Annotated in this window: 16 protein-coding genes; all 16 read right to left on the reverse strand. The window is 63.2% G+C overall.

Annotation, left to right across the window (positions count from 1 at the left end):
* Positions 1 to 61 precede the first annotated feature (61 nt).
* Positions 62 to 652, reverse strand: a complete 591-nt coding sequence (locus tag LGM56_RS25100; RefSeq protein ID WP_089495327.1) for an NUDIX domain-containing protein — start codon at positions 650 to 652, stop codon at positions 62 to 64.
* Between the two features lie 40 nt (positions 653 to 692).
* Positions 693 to 989 (reverse strand): DUF2818 family protein, encoded by a 297-nt coding sequence (locus LGM56_RS25105; RefSeq protein ID WP_011352690.1) that lies wholly within the window; start codon positions 987 to 989, stop codon positions 693 to 695.
* Positions 989 to 2,443 carry an NADH-quinone oxidoreductase subunit NuoN gene (gene nuoN / locus LGM56_RS25110; protein WP_039370611.1) on the reverse strand — a complete coding sequence of 485 codons (1,455 nt, stop codon included), beginning with the start codon at positions 2,441 to 2,443 and terminating at the stop codon, positions 989 to 991. The genes LGM56_RS25105 and nuoN overlap by 1 nt, the downstream gene beginning before the upstream one ends.
* Before the next feature lie 39 nt (positions 2,444 to 2,482).
* Positions 2,483 to 3,973 (reverse strand): NADH-quinone oxidoreductase subunit M, encoded by a 1,491-nt coding sequence (locus LGM56_RS25115; protein ID WP_226207067.1) that lies wholly within the window; start codon positions 3,971 to 3,973, stop codon positions 2,483 to 2,485.
* A 16-nt stretch (positions 3,974 to 3,989) separates the two neighbouring features.
* The gene (nuoL, locus tag LGM56_RS25120; RefSeq protein ID WP_011352693.1) at positions 3,990 to 6,044 is read right to left on the reverse strand and encodes an NADH-quinone oxidoreductase subunit L; all 2,055 of its coding nucleotides are present in this window, start codon (positions 6,042 to 6,044) and stop codon (positions 3,990 to 3,992) included.
* A gap of 17 nt (positions 6,045 to 6,061) precedes the next feature.
* A complete protein-coding gene (gene nuoK / locus LGM56_RS25125; RefSeq protein ID WP_006478272.1) occupies positions 6,062 to 6,367 on the reverse strand; it encodes an NADH-quinone oxidoreductase subunit NuoK in 306 nt (101 codons plus the stop codon).
* Positions 6,368 to 6,384: 17 nt separating this feature from the next.
* A complete protein-coding gene (locus LGM56_RS25130) occupies positions 6,385 to 7,035 on the reverse strand; it encodes an NADH-quinone oxidoreductase subunit J (protein ID WP_089425978.1) in 651 nt (216 codons plus the stop codon).
* Positions 7,036 to 7,147: 112 nt separating this feature from the next.
* Positions 7,148 to 7,636, reverse strand: coding sequence for an NADH-quinone oxidoreductase subunit NuoI (gene nuoI / locus LGM56_RS25135; protein WP_011352695.1), 489 nt, complete (start codon positions 7,634 to 7,636; stop codon positions 7,148 to 7,150).
* A gap of 12 nt (positions 7,637 to 7,648) precedes the next feature.
* A complete protein-coding gene (gene nuoH / locus LGM56_RS25140) occupies positions 7,649 to 8,716 on the reverse strand; it encodes an NADH-quinone oxidoreductase subunit NuoH (protein ID WP_011352696.1) in 1,068 nt (355 codons plus the stop codon).
* On the reverse strand, positions 8,717 to 11,047 hold the full coding sequence (gene nuoG / locus LGM56_RS25145) for an NADH-quinone oxidoreductase subunit NuoG (RefSeq protein ID WP_226207068.1): 2,331 nt from the start codon (positions 11,045 to 11,047) through the stop codon (positions 8,717 to 8,719).
* A gap of 82 nt (positions 11,048 to 11,129) precedes the next feature.
* Positions 11,130 to 12,440, reverse strand: coding sequence for an NADH-quinone oxidoreductase subunit NuoF (nuoF, locus tag LGM56_RS25150; RefSeq protein ID WP_006478267.1), 1,311 nt, complete (start codon positions 12,438 to 12,440; stop codon positions 11,130 to 11,132).
* Entirely contained in the window at positions 12,437 to 12,922 is a 486-nt protein-coding gene (gene nuoE / locus LGM56_RS25155; protein WP_006750460.1) for an NADH-quinone oxidoreductase subunit NuoE, read from the reverse strand. Before nuoE ends, nuoF begins: the two co-directional genes overlap by 4 nt.
* A 173-nt stretch (positions 12,923 to 13,095) precedes the next feature.
* A complete protein-coding gene (locus LGM56_RS25160; protein WP_006478265.1) occupies positions 13,096 to 14,349 on the reverse strand; it encodes an NADH-quinone oxidoreductase subunit D in 1,254 nt (417 codons plus the stop codon).
* A gap of 9 nt (positions 14,350 to 14,358) precedes the next feature.
* Positions 14,359 to 14,961 carry an NADH-quinone oxidoreductase subunit C gene (locus LGM56_RS25165; protein ID WP_043188849.1) on the reverse strand — a complete coding sequence of 201 codons (603 nt, stop codon included), beginning with the start codon at positions 14,959 to 14,961 and terminating at the stop codon, positions 14,359 to 14,361.
* A 21-nt stretch (positions 14,962 to 14,982) separates the two neighbouring features.
* Positions 14,983 to 15,462, reverse strand: coding sequence for a NuoB/complex I 20 kDa subunit family protein (locus LGM56_RS25170; RefSeq protein WP_006398799.1), 480 nt, complete (start codon positions 15,460 to 15,462; stop codon positions 14,983 to 14,985).
* Between the two features lie 62 nt (positions 15,463 to 15,524).
* The gene (locus LGM56_RS25175) at positions 15,525 to 15,884 is read right to left on the reverse strand and encodes an NADH-quinone oxidoreductase subunit A (RefSeq protein ID WP_006398798.1); all 360 of its coding nucleotides are present in this window, start codon (positions 15,882 to 15,884) and stop codon (positions 15,525 to 15,527) included.
* Between the last annotated feature and the right edge of the window lie 137 nt (positions 15,885 to 16,021).

Consider the following 16,021-nt stretch of genomic DNA (forward strand, 5'->3'; position numbering starts at 1 on the left):
ACGGCGTGGCGCCGCGTCACCGGATTGTAACGCGGCGCCCCACCCGCCGCTGACGCTGCGCTCAGGGCGTCAGGACCGGCCCGAGCGGCCACGTCCCGGACAGCACCTTGTCGAGCCACATCGTGCCGATGATCGTCTTCACGTCGGAGATCTGGCCCGTGCGCACCCATTCCTGAAGGTCGGCCTGCGTCGCAATGAAGGTCTCGAGGAATTCGCCTTCATCGAGCTTGCGTTCGCCGGCCGTCAGCCCGCGCGCCAGGTACAGGTCGATGAATTCGGTCGAATAGGAAATGATCGGATGAATCCGGGCCAGGAACACGTACTCGCGTGCCGTGTAGCCGGTTTCCTCGCGCAGTTCGCGCACCGCGCATGCGAGCGCGCCTTCGTTCGGATCGAGCTTGCCGGCCGGGAATTCGGCCATCACCTTGCCGATCGGGTAGCGATACTGGCTTTCCATCAGCACGCGGCCGTCGTCGAACAGCGGGATCACCATCACCGCACCCGGATGCTGGACGTATTCGCGCGTGGCTTTCTTGCCATCCGGCAGACGGACGGTATCGCGCTTGAGCTTGAGGAACGCGCCGTCGAAGATCGCCTCGCTTTCGAGGCAGGTTTCGGTCAGTGCGGCGTCGTGATTGGGTAGTTCGGCCATCGGCGGCTCCAAAATTGAGCGCGACGGACGGCCGGAGCCGTCAGCGTCGTTTGACGAGATACTGGAACGTGAAGCCGGGAAACGCGAACACGATGAAGAGACTGAACGTGATCGCGTAGAACTGCCAGCCCTGTTCGAAGCGGTTGCCGGCGCGCGACTCGAGCCAGAAGCCGAGCGCGCCAACGATGAAGTACAGCACGATCAGCTCGCCGATCCGCACCCACCCGCTCTTCTTCGCCGTGCCGAACGGCACGACGGCGAAGAGGCGTTGGTTCAGGAACGGCAGGTTGGCGCAGACGAGCGCCAACAGCACGATAAACCAGCCGGCTGCCGACATTACAGCGGCAGCGTGTGACGAATTGCCTGCAGGCAGGCCGTCAGCAGCGGGCTCGGGATCAGGCCGAGCGCGACGACCGCGAGGCCGTTCAGCACGAGGATCGTGCGCTTGCAGAAATCGCCCGAGATCGGCGTCGTATCCTGCGGTGCATCGAAGTACATCAGCTTCACGATGCGCAGGTAGTAGAACGCACCGAACAGCGACGTGATCACGGCCAGCACGGCCAGCCACGTGAGGCCCGCGTTGACGGTCGCCTCGAGCACGGCGAGCTTCGCGTAGAAGCCGACGGTCGGCGGAATACCGGCCAGCGAGAACATCATGACCATCATCACGAACGCGAACACCGGGCTGCGCTTGTTGAGGCCCTTGAAGTCGTCGATCGTTTCGGCTTCGAAATCGCGGCGTGCGAGCAGCATCACCACGCCGAACGAGCCGAGCGTCGTGATCAGGTAGACGATCGCGTAGAACATCGCCGAGCTGTATGCATTCGCCGGTGCCGTCGCGTCGCCCTTCACGATGCCCGCGAGCAGGCCGAGCAGCACGAAGCCCATGTTCGAGATCGCCGAGTACGCGAGCATCCGCTTGATGTTGCGCTGGACGATACCCGTGATGTTGCCGACGATCAGCGACAGCGCGGCCAGGATCACGAGCGCGGTCTGCCAGTTCTGTGCGAGCGGCAGCAGGCCCATCACCAGGAAGCGCAGGCCCCACGCGAACGCGGCAACCTTCGGGCCGCCGCCGACGAACAGCGTCATCGCGGTCGGTGCGCCCTGGTAGACGTCCGGCACCCACATGTGGAACGGCACGGCGCCGAGCTTGAACGCGATACCGGCGACGATGAAGACCACGCCGAACATCAGCACGGCTGCGTCGGTGTTGCCGCCGACCGCCTTGTACACCTCGCCCAGCTCGAGCGAGCCGGTCGCACCGTACAGCATCGAGATGCCGTACAGCACGAAGCCCGATGCGAGCGCGCCCAGCACGTAGTACTTCATCGCGGCTTCGCTCGACTGCGCGGCATCGCGGCGCAGCGCGATGACGGCGTACAGCGACAGCGACATCAGTTCGAGACCGAGGTACAGCGTCAGGAAGTTGTTGCCCGACACCATGACCAGCTGACCGAGCAGCGAGAACATGCCGAGCAGGAACACGTCGCCGCGGAACATGTCGCGATCTTCGAGGTACTTGCGCGAATAGACGAGCGAGACCGCGAAACCGAACGACACGACAGCCTTCATCATGCTCGCGAACGAGTCGACGACGACCATCTTCGAAAAGAAGTAGTACTGCTGCGGGTCGAGTGCCTGCACCGCGAACCACACGCCGGCGACGACCGACGAGACGACCGCGATCAGATAAGTCAGGCGGCGGCCGGAGGCGCCGGTAAAGGTGTCGTTCAGCCATGCGACGACGATGGCGGCCAGCACCAGCGCGTCAGGCAACAGGACATTCATAGGGGCGTTTTGCATGATCTTGAGTTCCTCCGCTCGCGATTACTGGGCCAGCGGCAGCTTCGACTGCGCGACGTGGGAGAGGAGGTTTTCCACGGAAACGTGCATCACGTCGGTGAAAGGCTTCGGATACAGGCCCATCAGCAGCGTGAACGCGGCGAGCACGGCCAGCATCAGGAATTCGCGACGGCCGATGTCCTTCAGCTTGGCAACGTGATCGTTCGCCACCGCGCCGAAGTACACGCGCTTGTACATCCACAGCGTGTAGGCAGCACCGAGGATCAGCGTGAATGCCGCGCCGAATGCGATCCAGAAGTTGTACTGGACGGCCGCGAGAATCACCATGAACTCGCCGACGAAACCCGACGTACCCGGCAGGCCGCAGTTGGCCATCGAGAACAGCATCGCGAAGGCCGCGAACTTCGGCATCACGTTGACGACGCCACCGTAATCGGCGATCTGGCGCGAGTGCACGCGGTCGTACAGCACACCGATACAGAGGAACATCGCGCCCGACACGAAGCCGTGCGAGATCATCTGGATGATCGCGCCTTCGACGCCGAGCTGGTTGAAGATGAAGAAGCCGAGCGTGACGAAGCCCATGTGTGCGATCGACGAATACGCGACCAGCTTCTTCATGTCGGCCTGCACCATCGCGACGAGGCCGATGTAGATCACCGCGATCAGCGACAGCGTGATCACGACGGGCGCCAGGAAGTGGCTCGCGTCAGGCGTGATCGGCAGCGAGAAACGCAGGAAACCGTATGCGCCGAGCTTCAGCATGATCGCTGCCAGCACGACCGAGCCGCCCGTCGGCGCTTCCACGTGCGCGTCCGGCAGCCAGGTGTGGACCGGCCACATCGGCACCTTCACCGCGAACGCGAGGAAGAACGCAATGAACAACAGTATCTGCGGCGTCATCGCGATCTTGGCGTTCTGCCACGTCGCGAGGTCGAACGAATGCGTTTCCGTGTACAGGTAGATCAGCGCGACCAGCATCAGCAACGAGCCGGCCAGCGTGTACAGGAAGAATTTGAATGCCGCATACACGCGGTTCGGGCCACCCCACACGCCGATGATGATGTACATCGGGATCAGGGTCGCTTCGAAGAACACGTAGAACAGCAGGCCATCGGCCGCCGAGAAGACGCCGATCATGATCCCGGACAGGATCAGGAACGCCGCGAGGTACTGCGCGACGTTCTCGGTGATCACTTCCCATGCGGCGATCACGACGATCACCGTGATCAGCGCGGTCAGCACGACGAACCACATCGAGATGCCGTCGACGCCGAGGTGATACGCGATGTCGAAGCGTTCGATCCAGGTCGACTTCTCGACGAACTGCAGCGCAGCCGTGTTCGAGTCGAAGCCCGTGATCAGCGGGATCGTGACCGCCAGGCCGAGCAGCGAACCGATCAGCGCGATCCAGCGGGCCGTCCCCGGATTTTTGTCGTTACCCACCGCAAGCACGAGGAGGCCGAAAACGATCGGCAGCCAGATCGCGGTACTGAGAATCGGAAAAGCGTGCATTAAGTTGTCCCCCGCCTTATTTGCCGCCGAGCGTTACAAACAGGGTCAGGAGCCCCAGCATGCCGATGATCATGGCGAACGCGTAGTGATAGATGTAACCGGATTGGAGGAAGCGGATCACGCCGGCGAACCAGCCGATGAACCGGGCGCTGCCGTTGACGAGGCCGTCGATCACCACGACGTCACCTTCCTTCCACAGGCCGCGGCCGATCGCCACCGAACCACGGGCGAACACCACTTCGTTGATCTTGTCCATGTAGTACTTGTTGTCCAGCAGCGTGTAGATCGGGCCGAACGCGCGGCGGATCGACGCCGGCAGTTCCGGACGCTTCAGGTACAGGAACCACGCGACAACGACACCGGCGAGCGCGAGCCAGACCGGCAGGCCCGACACCGAGTGCAGGCCCATGCCCACCCAGCCGTGGAACTCCTCGGCCATCTCGGCCAGGGCCGGATGGTTTTCGCCGATGAAGATCACCTTGTCGAATGCAACGCCGTGCTGGAAGAAGTCGCCGAACAGCATCGGGCTGATCGCGAACGCGCCGATGATGACCGACGGGATCGCCAGCAGGACCAGCGGCACCCACACGACCCACGGGGTCTCGTGCGGTTCGTGCGCGTGGTCGTCATGACCGTGGCCATGGCCGTGGTCGTCGTGGCCGTGCGCAGCCGCCATGCCCATCGGCGATTCCGGATGCTTCGGCTTGCGGAAGCGCTCTTCGCCGTGGAACACCAGGAAGTACATGCGGAACGAGTACAGCGCCGTGACGAACACGCTCGCGACGACCGCGAAGTACGCGAAGCCCGAACCCGGCAGGTGCGACAGCTTCACCGCGTCGATGATCGAGTCCTTCGAGTAGAAGCCCGAGAAGAACGGCGTGCCGATCAGCGCGAGCGAACCGACGAGCGACGTGATCCACGTGATCGGCATGTACTTGCGCAGGCCGCCCATGTTGCGCATGTCCTGGTCGTGGTGCATGCCCATGATGACCGAGCCTGCGCCGAGGAACAGCAGCGCCTTGAAGAACGCGTGCGTCATCAGGTGGAACACGGCGACCGGGTAAGCGGACACGCCGAGCGCGACGGTCATGTAGCCGAGCTGCGACAGCGTCGAGTACGCGACCACGCGCTTGATGTCGTTCTGGACGATGCCGAGGAAGCCCATGAAGAGCGCCGTGATCGCGCCGATCACCGTGATGAACGACAGCGCGGTATCCGACAGCTCGAACAGCGGCGACATGCGCGACACCATGAAGATGCCGGCGGTCACCATCGTCGCCGCGTGAATCAGCGCGGAGATCGGCGTCGGGCCTTCCATCGAGTCCGGTAGCCACACGTGCAGCGGGAACTGTGCCGACTTACCCATCGCGCCGATGAACAGGCAGATACAGGCAACGGTCAGCAGGCCCCAGTCGGTGCCCGGGAAGTGCAGGCTCGCGAGTTCCGCGCGCTTCGCGAACACTTCGCCGTAGTTCATCGAGCCGGCGAATGCGAGCAGCAGGCCGATGCCGAGCAGGAAGCCGAAGTCGCCCACGCGGTTCACGAGGAACGCCTTCATGTTCGCGTAGATCGCGCTCTCACGCGTGAAGTAGAAGCCGATCAGCAGGTACGACACCAGACCCACCGCTTCCCAGCCGAAGAACAGCTGCAGGAAGTTGTTGCTCATCACGAGCATCAGCATCGAGAACGTGAACAGCGAGATGTACGAGAAGAAGCGCTGGTAGCCGTCTTCTTCCGCCATGTAGCCGATCGTGTACACGTGCACCATCAGCGAGACGAAGGTCACGACGACCATCATCATCGCGGTCAGCGAATCGACGAGGAAGCCGACTTCGAGCTTCAGCGAGCCGACGTTCATCCATTCGTAGACGGTCGCGTTGAAGCTTGCGCCGCCCATCACGTCGAAGAAGACTTTCGCCGACAGGAGGAACGCGATCATTACGCCGAGGATCGTGATCCGGTGTGCGCCCTTGCGCCCGACTGCGTTCCCGAACAGCCCCGCAATCAGCGAGCCGGCCAGCGGAGCGAGCGGAATCGCCAGCAGCAGGTTTTCATTGAGTGTCGTTGACATAACAGCGTTGCCTGAAATTAACCTTTGAGCTGATCGAGATCCTCGACATTGATCGTGTCGAGCTTACGGAACAGGGTCACCAGAATCGCGAGGCCGATCGCGGCTTCCGCTGCGGCGACGGTCAGCACGAAGAACACGAAGATCTGGCCGTGCACGTCGCCGAGGTAATGCGAAAACGCGACGAAGTTGGTGTTCACCGCCAGCAGCATCAGTTCGATCGACATCAGGATGATGATGACGTTGCGGCGGTTCAGGAAGATCCCGACGATCGCGATCGCAAAGAGGATCGCGCCGAGCACGAGGTAATGAGCAAGAGTCAGCATGTTTTCTTTTCCTCCGCTTAGCCGTTGGTGCCCGAACCGGCTTCGCTCTGCGCCGTTTCCGGCTGCGGCTTTTCCGCGTCCATCTTCACGAGGCGCACGCGATCGTTGCGGCGCACCTTGACCTGATCCGACACGCGCTGGCGCTTGCTGTCCTTGCCCTTGCGCTCGGTCAGCCCGATCGCGGCAATGATCGCGACCAGCAGCACGAGGCCGGCGATTTCAAACGCGAAGATGTAGTCGGTGTAGATCACCTTGCCGATCAGGCGCGTGTTCGACCAGTTGGCCATCTCGCCCGTCGCCATCGCATGCACCGTCTGCGTGTCGCCGTAGCCGCGCCACAGGATCAGCGCGGTTTCGATCACGATGATCGCGCCGACCACGGTCGCCATCGGGACGAAGCGCTTGAAGTCGCGGCGCAGGTAGTCGATGTTGATGTCCAGCATCATCACGACGAACAGGAACAGCACCATCACCGCGCCCACGTAGACCAGCACCAGCAGGATCGCGAGGAACTCCGCTTCCAGCAGCATCCAGATCGCGGCGGCGTTGAAGAACGCCAGCACAAGGAAAAGCGCAGACGCCACCGGGTTGCGCGAAGTGATCACCTTCAGCCCTGATACCACCAGGAGCAGCGCGAAGATGTAGAACAGTACGGTCGTGAATTCCATGATTACCGGTTCATCGTTAGGCCATAGTCAGGCGCGGCTTGCGGGACGCTCTCGCGTGCCGCACCCGTCGCGGCGGCTCGGCCCTGGCTTCGGGCCGGCACTGCAAACACAATCAACGATACGGCGCGTCGGCAGCCTTCGCCGCGGCGATGTCCTTCTCGTAGCGATCGCCCACCGCGAGCAGCATTTCCTTCGTGAAATACAGGTCGCCGCGCTTTTCGCCGTGGTACTCGAGAATCTGCGTCTCGACGATCGAATCGACCGGGCAGCTCTCTTCGCAGAAACCGCAGAAGATGCACTTCGTCAGGTCGATGTCGTAGCGCGTCGTGCGGCGCGTGTTGTCCGCGCGCGTTTCCGATTCGATCGTGATCGCCATCGCGGGGCACACGGCCTCGCACAGCTTGCACGCGATGCAGCGCTCTTCGCCGTTTTCGTAGCGGCGCAGTGCGTGCAGCCCGCGGAAACGCGGCGAAATCGGCGTCTTTTCTTCCGGGAACTGCACGGTGACCTTGCGCTTGAACGTGTAACGGCCGGTCAGCGCGAGCCCCTGCAGCAGCTCGGTCAGGAAGAAGGTCTTAAAGAAGTGTTGGATTGCGCTCATGATTTCGTCCGATTACTTCACCCAGATGTTGAGCGGCGACATCATCCAGAAGCCGACCACGACCACCCAGACCACCGTGACGGGCAGGAACACCTTCCAGCCCAAGCGCATGATCTGGTCGTAACGGAAACGCGGGAACGTCGCGCGAACCCAGATGAACACCGACAGCAGCGCGAATATCTTCAGCACCAGCCAGAAGATGCCCGGAATGAACGACAGGAATTCGAACGGTGCATCCCAGCCGCCGAGGAACAGCGTCGCGGTCAGCGCCGAGATCACGATCATGTTGATGTACTCGGCGAGGAAGAACAGCGCGAACGCCATGCCCGAGTAATCGATCATGTGACCGGCAACGATTTCCGACTCCCCTTCCACCACGTCGAACGGGTGGCGGTTCGTTTCGGCGATGCCCGAGATGAAGTACACGACGAACGCCGGCAGCAGCGGCAGCCAGTTCCACGACAGGAAGTTCACGCCGTGGCCCGCGAAGAAGCCGTGCTGCTGCGAACCGACGATTTCCGACAGGTTCAGGCTGCCGGCCGTCATCAGCACCAGCACCAGCGCGAAGCCCATCGAGATTTCGTACGACACCATCTGTGCCGCGGCGCGCATCGCGCCGAGGAACGCGTACTTCGAGTTCGATGCCCAGCCGGCGAGAATCACCGCGTACACGCCGATCGACGAGATCGCCATCGCGTACAGCAGGCCCGCGTTCACGTTCGCGAGGACCGCTTCAGCCTGGAACGGGATCACGGCCCACACGGCGAACGCCGGCACGACGGTCATCACCGGCGCGATCAGGTACAGCCAGCGGCTGGCGGCGCTCGGCTGAATGACTTCCTTCAGCAGCAGCTTCAGCACGTCGGCGATCGGCTGCAGCAAGCCGCCGGGGCCGACGCGGTTCGGGCCGAGACGCACGTGCATCCAGCCGATCAGCTTGCGTTCCCACAGAATCAGGTACGCGACGCACAGCAGGATGACGACGGAGACGACGAGGATGCGCACGATTGCCCACACCGTCGGCCATGCGAAGCCGAGAAGCTGGGACCCGCCCGCGTTGATCGTATCGAACAAGCTCATTTACGCCTTCTCCACCACCAGTTCACCGGACAGGCTGCCGAGCGCTGCGCCGGCAGGCGTCGCCGCCGACACGCGAACGACGGTCTCCGCAAGATTCGCGTCGCGCACGGCCGGCAACTGCACCGCACGCTCGCCCTGGCGCACGCGCACCGCGTCGCCTTCCTCCAAGCCCAGCTTGTCGAACAGCGCGGCCGGCAGCGCTGCGGCATTCGCCGCCTTCGCGGCGGCCGTCAGGTGCAGTGCCCCTGCGCGGCGCACGAGTGCGTCGGCGTGATAGATCGGCACATCGGCCAGGCGCTCGAAGCCGCCGTTCGCGGCATTCGCCGCGACGCGCCCCGGCGCGACCGACGTCTGGTTCGACAGGCGGCTCGCGACGCCGGCGTCGCCGAGCGCGGCGAGACGCACTTCTTCCGCGGTCTCGTATTCGAAGTTCGGCAGGCCGAGCAGGCTGCCGAGCACGCGCAGCACCTTCCAGCCCGGACGCGTGTCGCCGAGCGGGCGCACGACGCCGTTGAAACTCTGCACGGTGCCTTCCGCATTCACGTATGTACCGGCCGTTTCCGTGAACGGCGCAACCGGCAGCAGCACGTCGGCGTAGTCGAGGCCGTGCTTGAACGGCGACATCACGACGACCATCTCGGCCTGGTTCAGCGCGGCAAGCGCCTGCGCCGGATCGGCGGTGTCGAATTCCGGCTCGACGTTCAGCAGCACGTACCCCTTGCGCGGCTGCTCGAACGCTTCGCGCGCGTTCAGGCCGCCTTCGCCCGGCAGTGTGCCGACGACGTGCGCGCCGACCGTGTTCGACGCTTCCGTCAGGAAGCCGAACGTGGCGCCGGTGTTGTCGGCGATCCACTTGGCAACGGCGTGCAGCTTCGCGAATTCCGGATGGCGAACCGCGACGTTGCCGAGCAGCACCGCGCGGCGTTCGCCGTTCGCGAGCGACTGGGCGACAGCCTGCGCGGCCGGCGATGCCGTGACGCCCGCGAGCGTGTCGGGCAGTGCGACGCCGCGCAGTTGCGCGACGGCCGCAGCGATGCCGGCCAGCTGGTCGAGCCATGCCGACGGTGCGGCAACGATGCGCTGCGCGGTCGGGATCAGGGCGTCGTCACCGGTCGCGTGCAGGAAGTGCAGCTTCGCGCCGTTCTTCGCGGCCTGACGCAGGCGGGCGGCGAACAGCGGGTGATCGCGGCGCAGGAACGAACCGACGACGAACGCGGCATCCACGTTCGACAGGTCGGCGATCGGCATGCCGAGCCACGGTGCGCCCTGAACCGGCGCCGAGAAATCCTGCTGACGCAGACGGAAGTCGACGTTCGGCGTCTTCAGTTCGTTGGCGAGCTGCTTCACGAGGAACAGCTCTTCAGCCGTGCTGTGCGCGCTCGCGAGCATCGCCAGCGCGTTCGCGCCGTGATCCGCGGCGATGCCCTTCAGGCCCTTCGCGACGTATTCGAGTGCGGTCTGCCAGTCGGTCTCGATCCACTGGCCGCCCTGCTTCAGCATCGGCTTCGTCAGGCGCTCTTCGCTGTTGAGGCCTTCATACGAGAAGCGATCCTTGTCCGAGATCCAGCATTCGTTGATGGCTTCGTTCTCGAACGGCAGCACGCGCATCACGCGATTGTTCTTCACTTGAACGACGAGGTTCGCGCCGACGGAATCGTGCGGGCTCACCGACTTGCGGCGCGACAGTTCCCACGTACGGGCGCTGTAGCGGAACGGCTTGCTGGTCAGCGCGCCGACCGGGCACAGGTCGATCATGTTGCCCGACATTTCGGAATCGACCGTCTTGCCGACGAACGTCGTGATTTCCGAGTGCTCGCCGCGGCCCAGCATGCCGAACTCCATCACGCCGGCGATTTCCTGGCCGAAGCGGACGCAGCGCGTGCAGTGGATGCAGCGCGACATTTCTTCCATCGAGATCAGCGGGCCCACGTTCTTGTGGAAGACCACGCGCTTCTCTTCCGCGTAACGCGACGACGACTTGCCGTAGCCAACCGCCAGATCCTGCAGCTGGCATTCGCCGCCCTGATCGCAGATCGGGCAGTCGAGCGGGTGGTTGATGAGGAGGAATTCCATCACCGACTGCTGCGCCTTCACAGCCTTGTCGGATTGCGTATGGACGATCATGCCGGCCGACACGGGGGTCGCGCAGGCAGGCACGGCCTTCGGCATCTTCTCGACTTCGACGAGACACATCCGGCAGTTGGCCGCAACCGACAGTTTCTTGTGATAGCAGAAGTGAGGAATGTACTTGTCCGCCTTGTGCGCAGCCTGGATCACCATGCTGCCTTCGGGCACCTCGACCTTCTTGCCGTCTATTTCAAGTTCAACCATGATGGTGAATGGTCCTTAACCTATTTCCGCCCGTTCGCGCCTTCGCCCGACCGTGCGCTCAAATTCCGCAACCGGGTTCGCTTCAGGCTGCCGCCGCGTGCGCGTGGCCGCCGACCATGCAGTGCTTGTGCTCGACGTGGTACGCGAATTCGTCCCAGTAGTGCTTGAGCATCCCGCGTACCGGCATCGCCGCCGCATCGCCGAGTGCACAGATCGTGCGGCCCATGATGTTCTCGGCAACCGAGTTCAGCAGGTCCAGATCTTCCTGGCGCCCTTCGCCGTGCTCGATACGGTTCACGACGCGATACAGCCAGCCGGTGCCTTCACGGCACGGCGTGCACTGGCCGCACGATTCCTCGTAGTAGAAGTACGACAGGCGCAGCAGCGAGCGCACCATGCAGCGCGTCTCGTCCATCACGATCACCGCGCCGGACCCGAGCATCGAGCCCGCCTTCGCGATCGAATCGTAGTCGAGATCCGTCTGCATCATGATGTCGCCCGGGATCACCGGCGCCGACGATCCGCCCGGAATCACGGCCTTGATCTTCTTGCCGCCGCGCATCCCGCCGGCGAGCTCCATCAGCGTCGCGAACGGCGTGCCGAGCGGCACTTCGTAGTTGCCCGGACGCTCGACGTCGCCCGACACCGAGAAAATCTTCGTGCCGCCGTTGTTCGGCTTGCCGATCTCGAGGTAATTCTGCGGCCCGATGGACAGCAGGAACGGCACCGCGGCGAACGTCTCGGTGTTGTTGATCGTGGTGGGCTTGCCGTACACGCCGAAGCTCGCCGGGAACGGCGGCTTGAAGCGCGGCTGGCCCTTCTTGCCTTCGAGCGACTCGAGCAATGCCGTTTCCTCGCCGCAGATGTACGCGCCGTAACCGTGGTGCGCGTGCAGCTGGAACGAGAATTCCGAGCCCATGATGTTGTCGCCGAGGAACCCCGCGGCGCGCGCTTCATCGAGCGCGGCTTCGAAGCGTCGATACACTTCGAAGATTTCGCCGTGGATGTAGTTGTAGCCGACGGTGATGCCCATCGCGTACGCGCCGATGGCCATGCCTTCGATCAGCGCGTGCGGGTTCCAGCGCAGGATGTCGCGATCCTTGAACGTGCCCGGCTCGCCTTCGTCCGAGTTGCAGACGAGGTACTTCTGCCCCGGGAACTGGCGCGGCATGAAGCTCCACTTCAGGCCGGTCGGGAAGCCCGCACCGCCACGGCCACGCAGGCCCGACGCCTTGACGTCGGCGATCACCTGCTCGGGCGGAATCTTTTCTTCGAGAATGCGGCGCAGCTGCTTGTAGCCGCCGCGCGCGACGTAATCTTCGAGATGCCAGTTCTCGCCGTTCAGACCAGCGAGGATCAGCGGTTTGATGTGACGGTCGTGGAGGGACGTCATTTCGAGAGCTCCTCAAGCAGCTGGTCGATCTTCTCGCGGCTCATGAAGCTGCACATTCTGTGATTGTTCACCAGCAGCACCGGCGCATCGCCGCACGAGCCCATGCATTCGCCTTCCTTCAGCGTGAACTTGCCGTCGGGCGTGGTCTCGCCGAAGCCGATGCCCAGCTTCTGTTTCAGGTAGTCGGCAGTCGCTTCCGCGCCACCGTCCGGGCCGAGCTGGCACGGCAGGTTCGTGCAGAGCGTGATCTTGTGCTTGCCGACCGGGTTGAGCTCGTACATCGTGTAGAACGTCGCGACTTCCTGCACGGCAACGGCCGGCATGCCGAGATAGTCCGCGACGAACTGCATCAGTTCGGGCGACAGCCAGCCGTGCTCTTCCTGAGCAACGGCCAATGCCGACATCACGGCGGACTGTTTCTGATCGGCGGGATACTTCGTCAACGCTCGATCGATTTCCTTCAGGCCTTCAGCTGAGATCATTTTCAGACACGACTCTTTCAATTCCTACCGAACGAACAACCTGCCGCACACTGGGGTGCATGGACGGCAGACCTGGCGCTCACTCTGTTGACAGCTTGCGAAGCCGCGCCGGTTCAGCGCGCATCGCGTGTGACTTGCTGCTCGCCGCCCGCTCTCGCGGGCGGCGCTAACCATTAGCGATCGATTTCGCCGAACACGATGTCCTGCGTACCGATGATCGTGACGGCGTCGGCGATCATGTGACCGCGCGCCATTTCGTCGAGCGACGCCAGGTGCGCGAAACCCGGTGCGCGAATCTTGAGGCGATACGGCTTGTTGGCACCATCCGACACGAGGTAGATGCCGAACTCACCCTTCGGATGCTCGACCGCCGCGTACGCTTCGCCTTCCGGCACATGGAAACCTTCGGTGAAGAGCTTGAAGTGGTGAATCAAGTCTTCCATGTTGGTCTTCATGCCGACGCGCGACGGCGGTGCAACCTTGTGATTGTCCGTCATCACGGGGCCCGGATTCTTGCGGAGCCACTCAATACACTGTTTCGCGATGCGGATCGACTGGCGCATTTCTTCGACGCGCACCAGATAGCGGTCGTAGCAATCGCCGTTTACGCCGACCGGCACGTCGAAATCCATGCGATCGTACACTTCGTACGGCTGCTTCTTGCGCAGGTCCCAGGCGATACCCGAGCCGCGCAGCATCGGGCCCGTCAGGCCCATCTGCAGCGCACGTTCCGGGCTGACCACGCCGATCCCGACCAGACGCTGTTTCCAGATCCGGTTGTCGGTGAGCAGCGTTTCGTATTCGTCGACGCACTTCGGGAAGCGCGTGAAGAAGTCGTCGATGAAGTCGAGCACCGAGCCGCTGCGCGCTTCGTTCATCTTCGCGAGCGCCTTCTCGTTGCGAATCTTCGACGCCTTGTATTGCGGCATTGCGTCAGGCAGATCGCGATAGACGCCGCCCGGACGATAGTACGCCGCGTGCATCCGGGCGCCGGACACCGCTTCGTACACGTCCATCAGGTCTTCACGCTCGCGGAACGCGTACAGGAACACGGCCATCGCGCCAACGTCGAGCGCGTGCGCGCCGATCCACATCAGGTGGTTCAGCACGCGCGTGATTTCGTCGAACAGCACGCGAATGTACTGCGCGCGCTCCGGCACTTCGATGCCGAGCAGCTTTTCGATCGCGAGCACGTAGCCGTGCTCGTTGACCATCATCGACACATAGTCGAGACGGTCCATGTACGGCACGGACTGGATGAACGTTTTGGATTCCGCGAGCTTTTCCGTCGCGCGGTGCAGCAGGCCGATGTGCGGATCGGCACGCTGGATGACTTCGCCGTCGAGCTCGAGCACGAGGCGCAGCACGCCGTGCGCTGCCGGGTGCTGCGGGCCGAAGTTGAGCGTGTAGTTCTTGATTTCTGCCATGACGCCCCCTTAATGTTTCAGACCGCCATAGCGATCCTCGCGGATCACGCGCGGCGTGATTTCGCGCGGCTCGATCGTCACCGGCTGGTACACGACCCGCTTCTCTTCCGGGTCGTAACGCATTTCGACATAGCCCGACACCGGGAAGTCCTTGCGGAACGGGTGGCCGATGAAGCCGTAGTCGGTGAGGATGCGGCGCAGGTCGGGGTGGCCTTCGAACACGATGCCGTACAGGTCGAACGCTTCGCGCTCGTACCAGTTCGCGGAGGTCCAGATGTCGACCAGCGATGCCACGATCGGCAGGTCGTCGTCCGGCGCGAATGCACGCAGGCGCAGGCGCCAGTTGTTCGTGACCGACAGCAGGTGCGACACGGCCGCGAAACGCGGGCCATCGTAGGCGCCGTCGCCGAAGGTCTGGTAGTCGACGCCGCACAGGTCGATCAGTTGCTCGAAACGGAGCTTCGGATCGTCGCGCAGCATCTTTGCGACTTCGAGGTAATCGCTCGCCTTCACGACGAGCGTCAGTTCACCGATCGCTTCGGTGAGGCTCACCACGCGCGCGCCGAGCGCGGCTTCGAGGTTTGCCTTGAGGGTCTCGATTTTGCTTGCCATATTGAGGGGACGCTCGGGGCTTTATTGACGGGCGATGGTATTGGTACGGCGGATCTTCGCCTGAAGCTGGATCACGCCGTAGACCAGCGCCTCGGCCGTGGGCGGACAGCCCGGCACGTAGACGTCGACCGGCACGATCCGGTCGCAGCCGCGGACCACCGAGTACGAGTAGTGGTAGTAGCCACCGCCGTTCGCGCACGACCCCATCGAGATCACCCAGCGCGGCTCGGCCATCTGGTCGTACACGCGGCGCAGCGCGGGCGCCATCTTGTTGCAGAGCGTGCCGGCGACGATCATCACGTCCGACTGGCGCGGGCTCGGGCGGAACACGACGCCGAACCGGTCCAGGTCGTAACGGGCCGCGCCCGCATGCATCATTTCGACGGCGCAACACGCGAGCCCGAACGTCATCGGCCACAGCGAGCCGGTACGCGTCCAGTTGATCAGCTTGTCAGCCGTCGTGGTGACAAACCCTTCCTTCAAGACCCCTTCGATACTCATTTGCTTTCCACTCCAGACGAGCGACCGAGCGTGGCCGCCCATGCAAACCGGCGATTAACCCATCACTCCCAGTCGAGGCCGCCTTTCTTCCAGATATAGGCAAAGCCCAGCAGGAATTCGAGCAGAAAAATCATCATTGCGATGAAACCCGGCCAGCCGATATCCCGGAGCGCGACGCCCCACGGAAACAGGAATGCGGTTTCGAGATCGAAGATGATGAACAGGATGGCGACGAGGTAGTACCGGACGTCGAATTTCATCCGGGCGTCTTCAAAGGCTTCGAAGCCGCACTCGTACGGTGCGTTCTTCTCGACGTCCGGCTTGTTGGGACCAAGGAGCTTGCCGATGCTGACCAGCGCTATACCTAAACCAGTGCCCACGAGGAGGAACAACAAGACGGGGTAATAGGCTGCGAGGTTCAAGGCAATCCTCTATCGGTTGGTTCTGAGCGTCCGGAGAATACCACTTCCGGCGGAAGGAATCATTTCGGAGTGCAGGCGATCGCAAGACAACCGCAAGCACACCCCAGAAATGAAAAATGCCAGCCACTAGAAGCGGC

This window comes from Burkholderia sp. AU38729 (genome assembly GCF_020419725.1).
Taxonomy (GTDB): Bacteria; Pseudomonadota; Gammaproteobacteria; order Burkholderiales; family Burkholderiaceae; genus Burkholderia.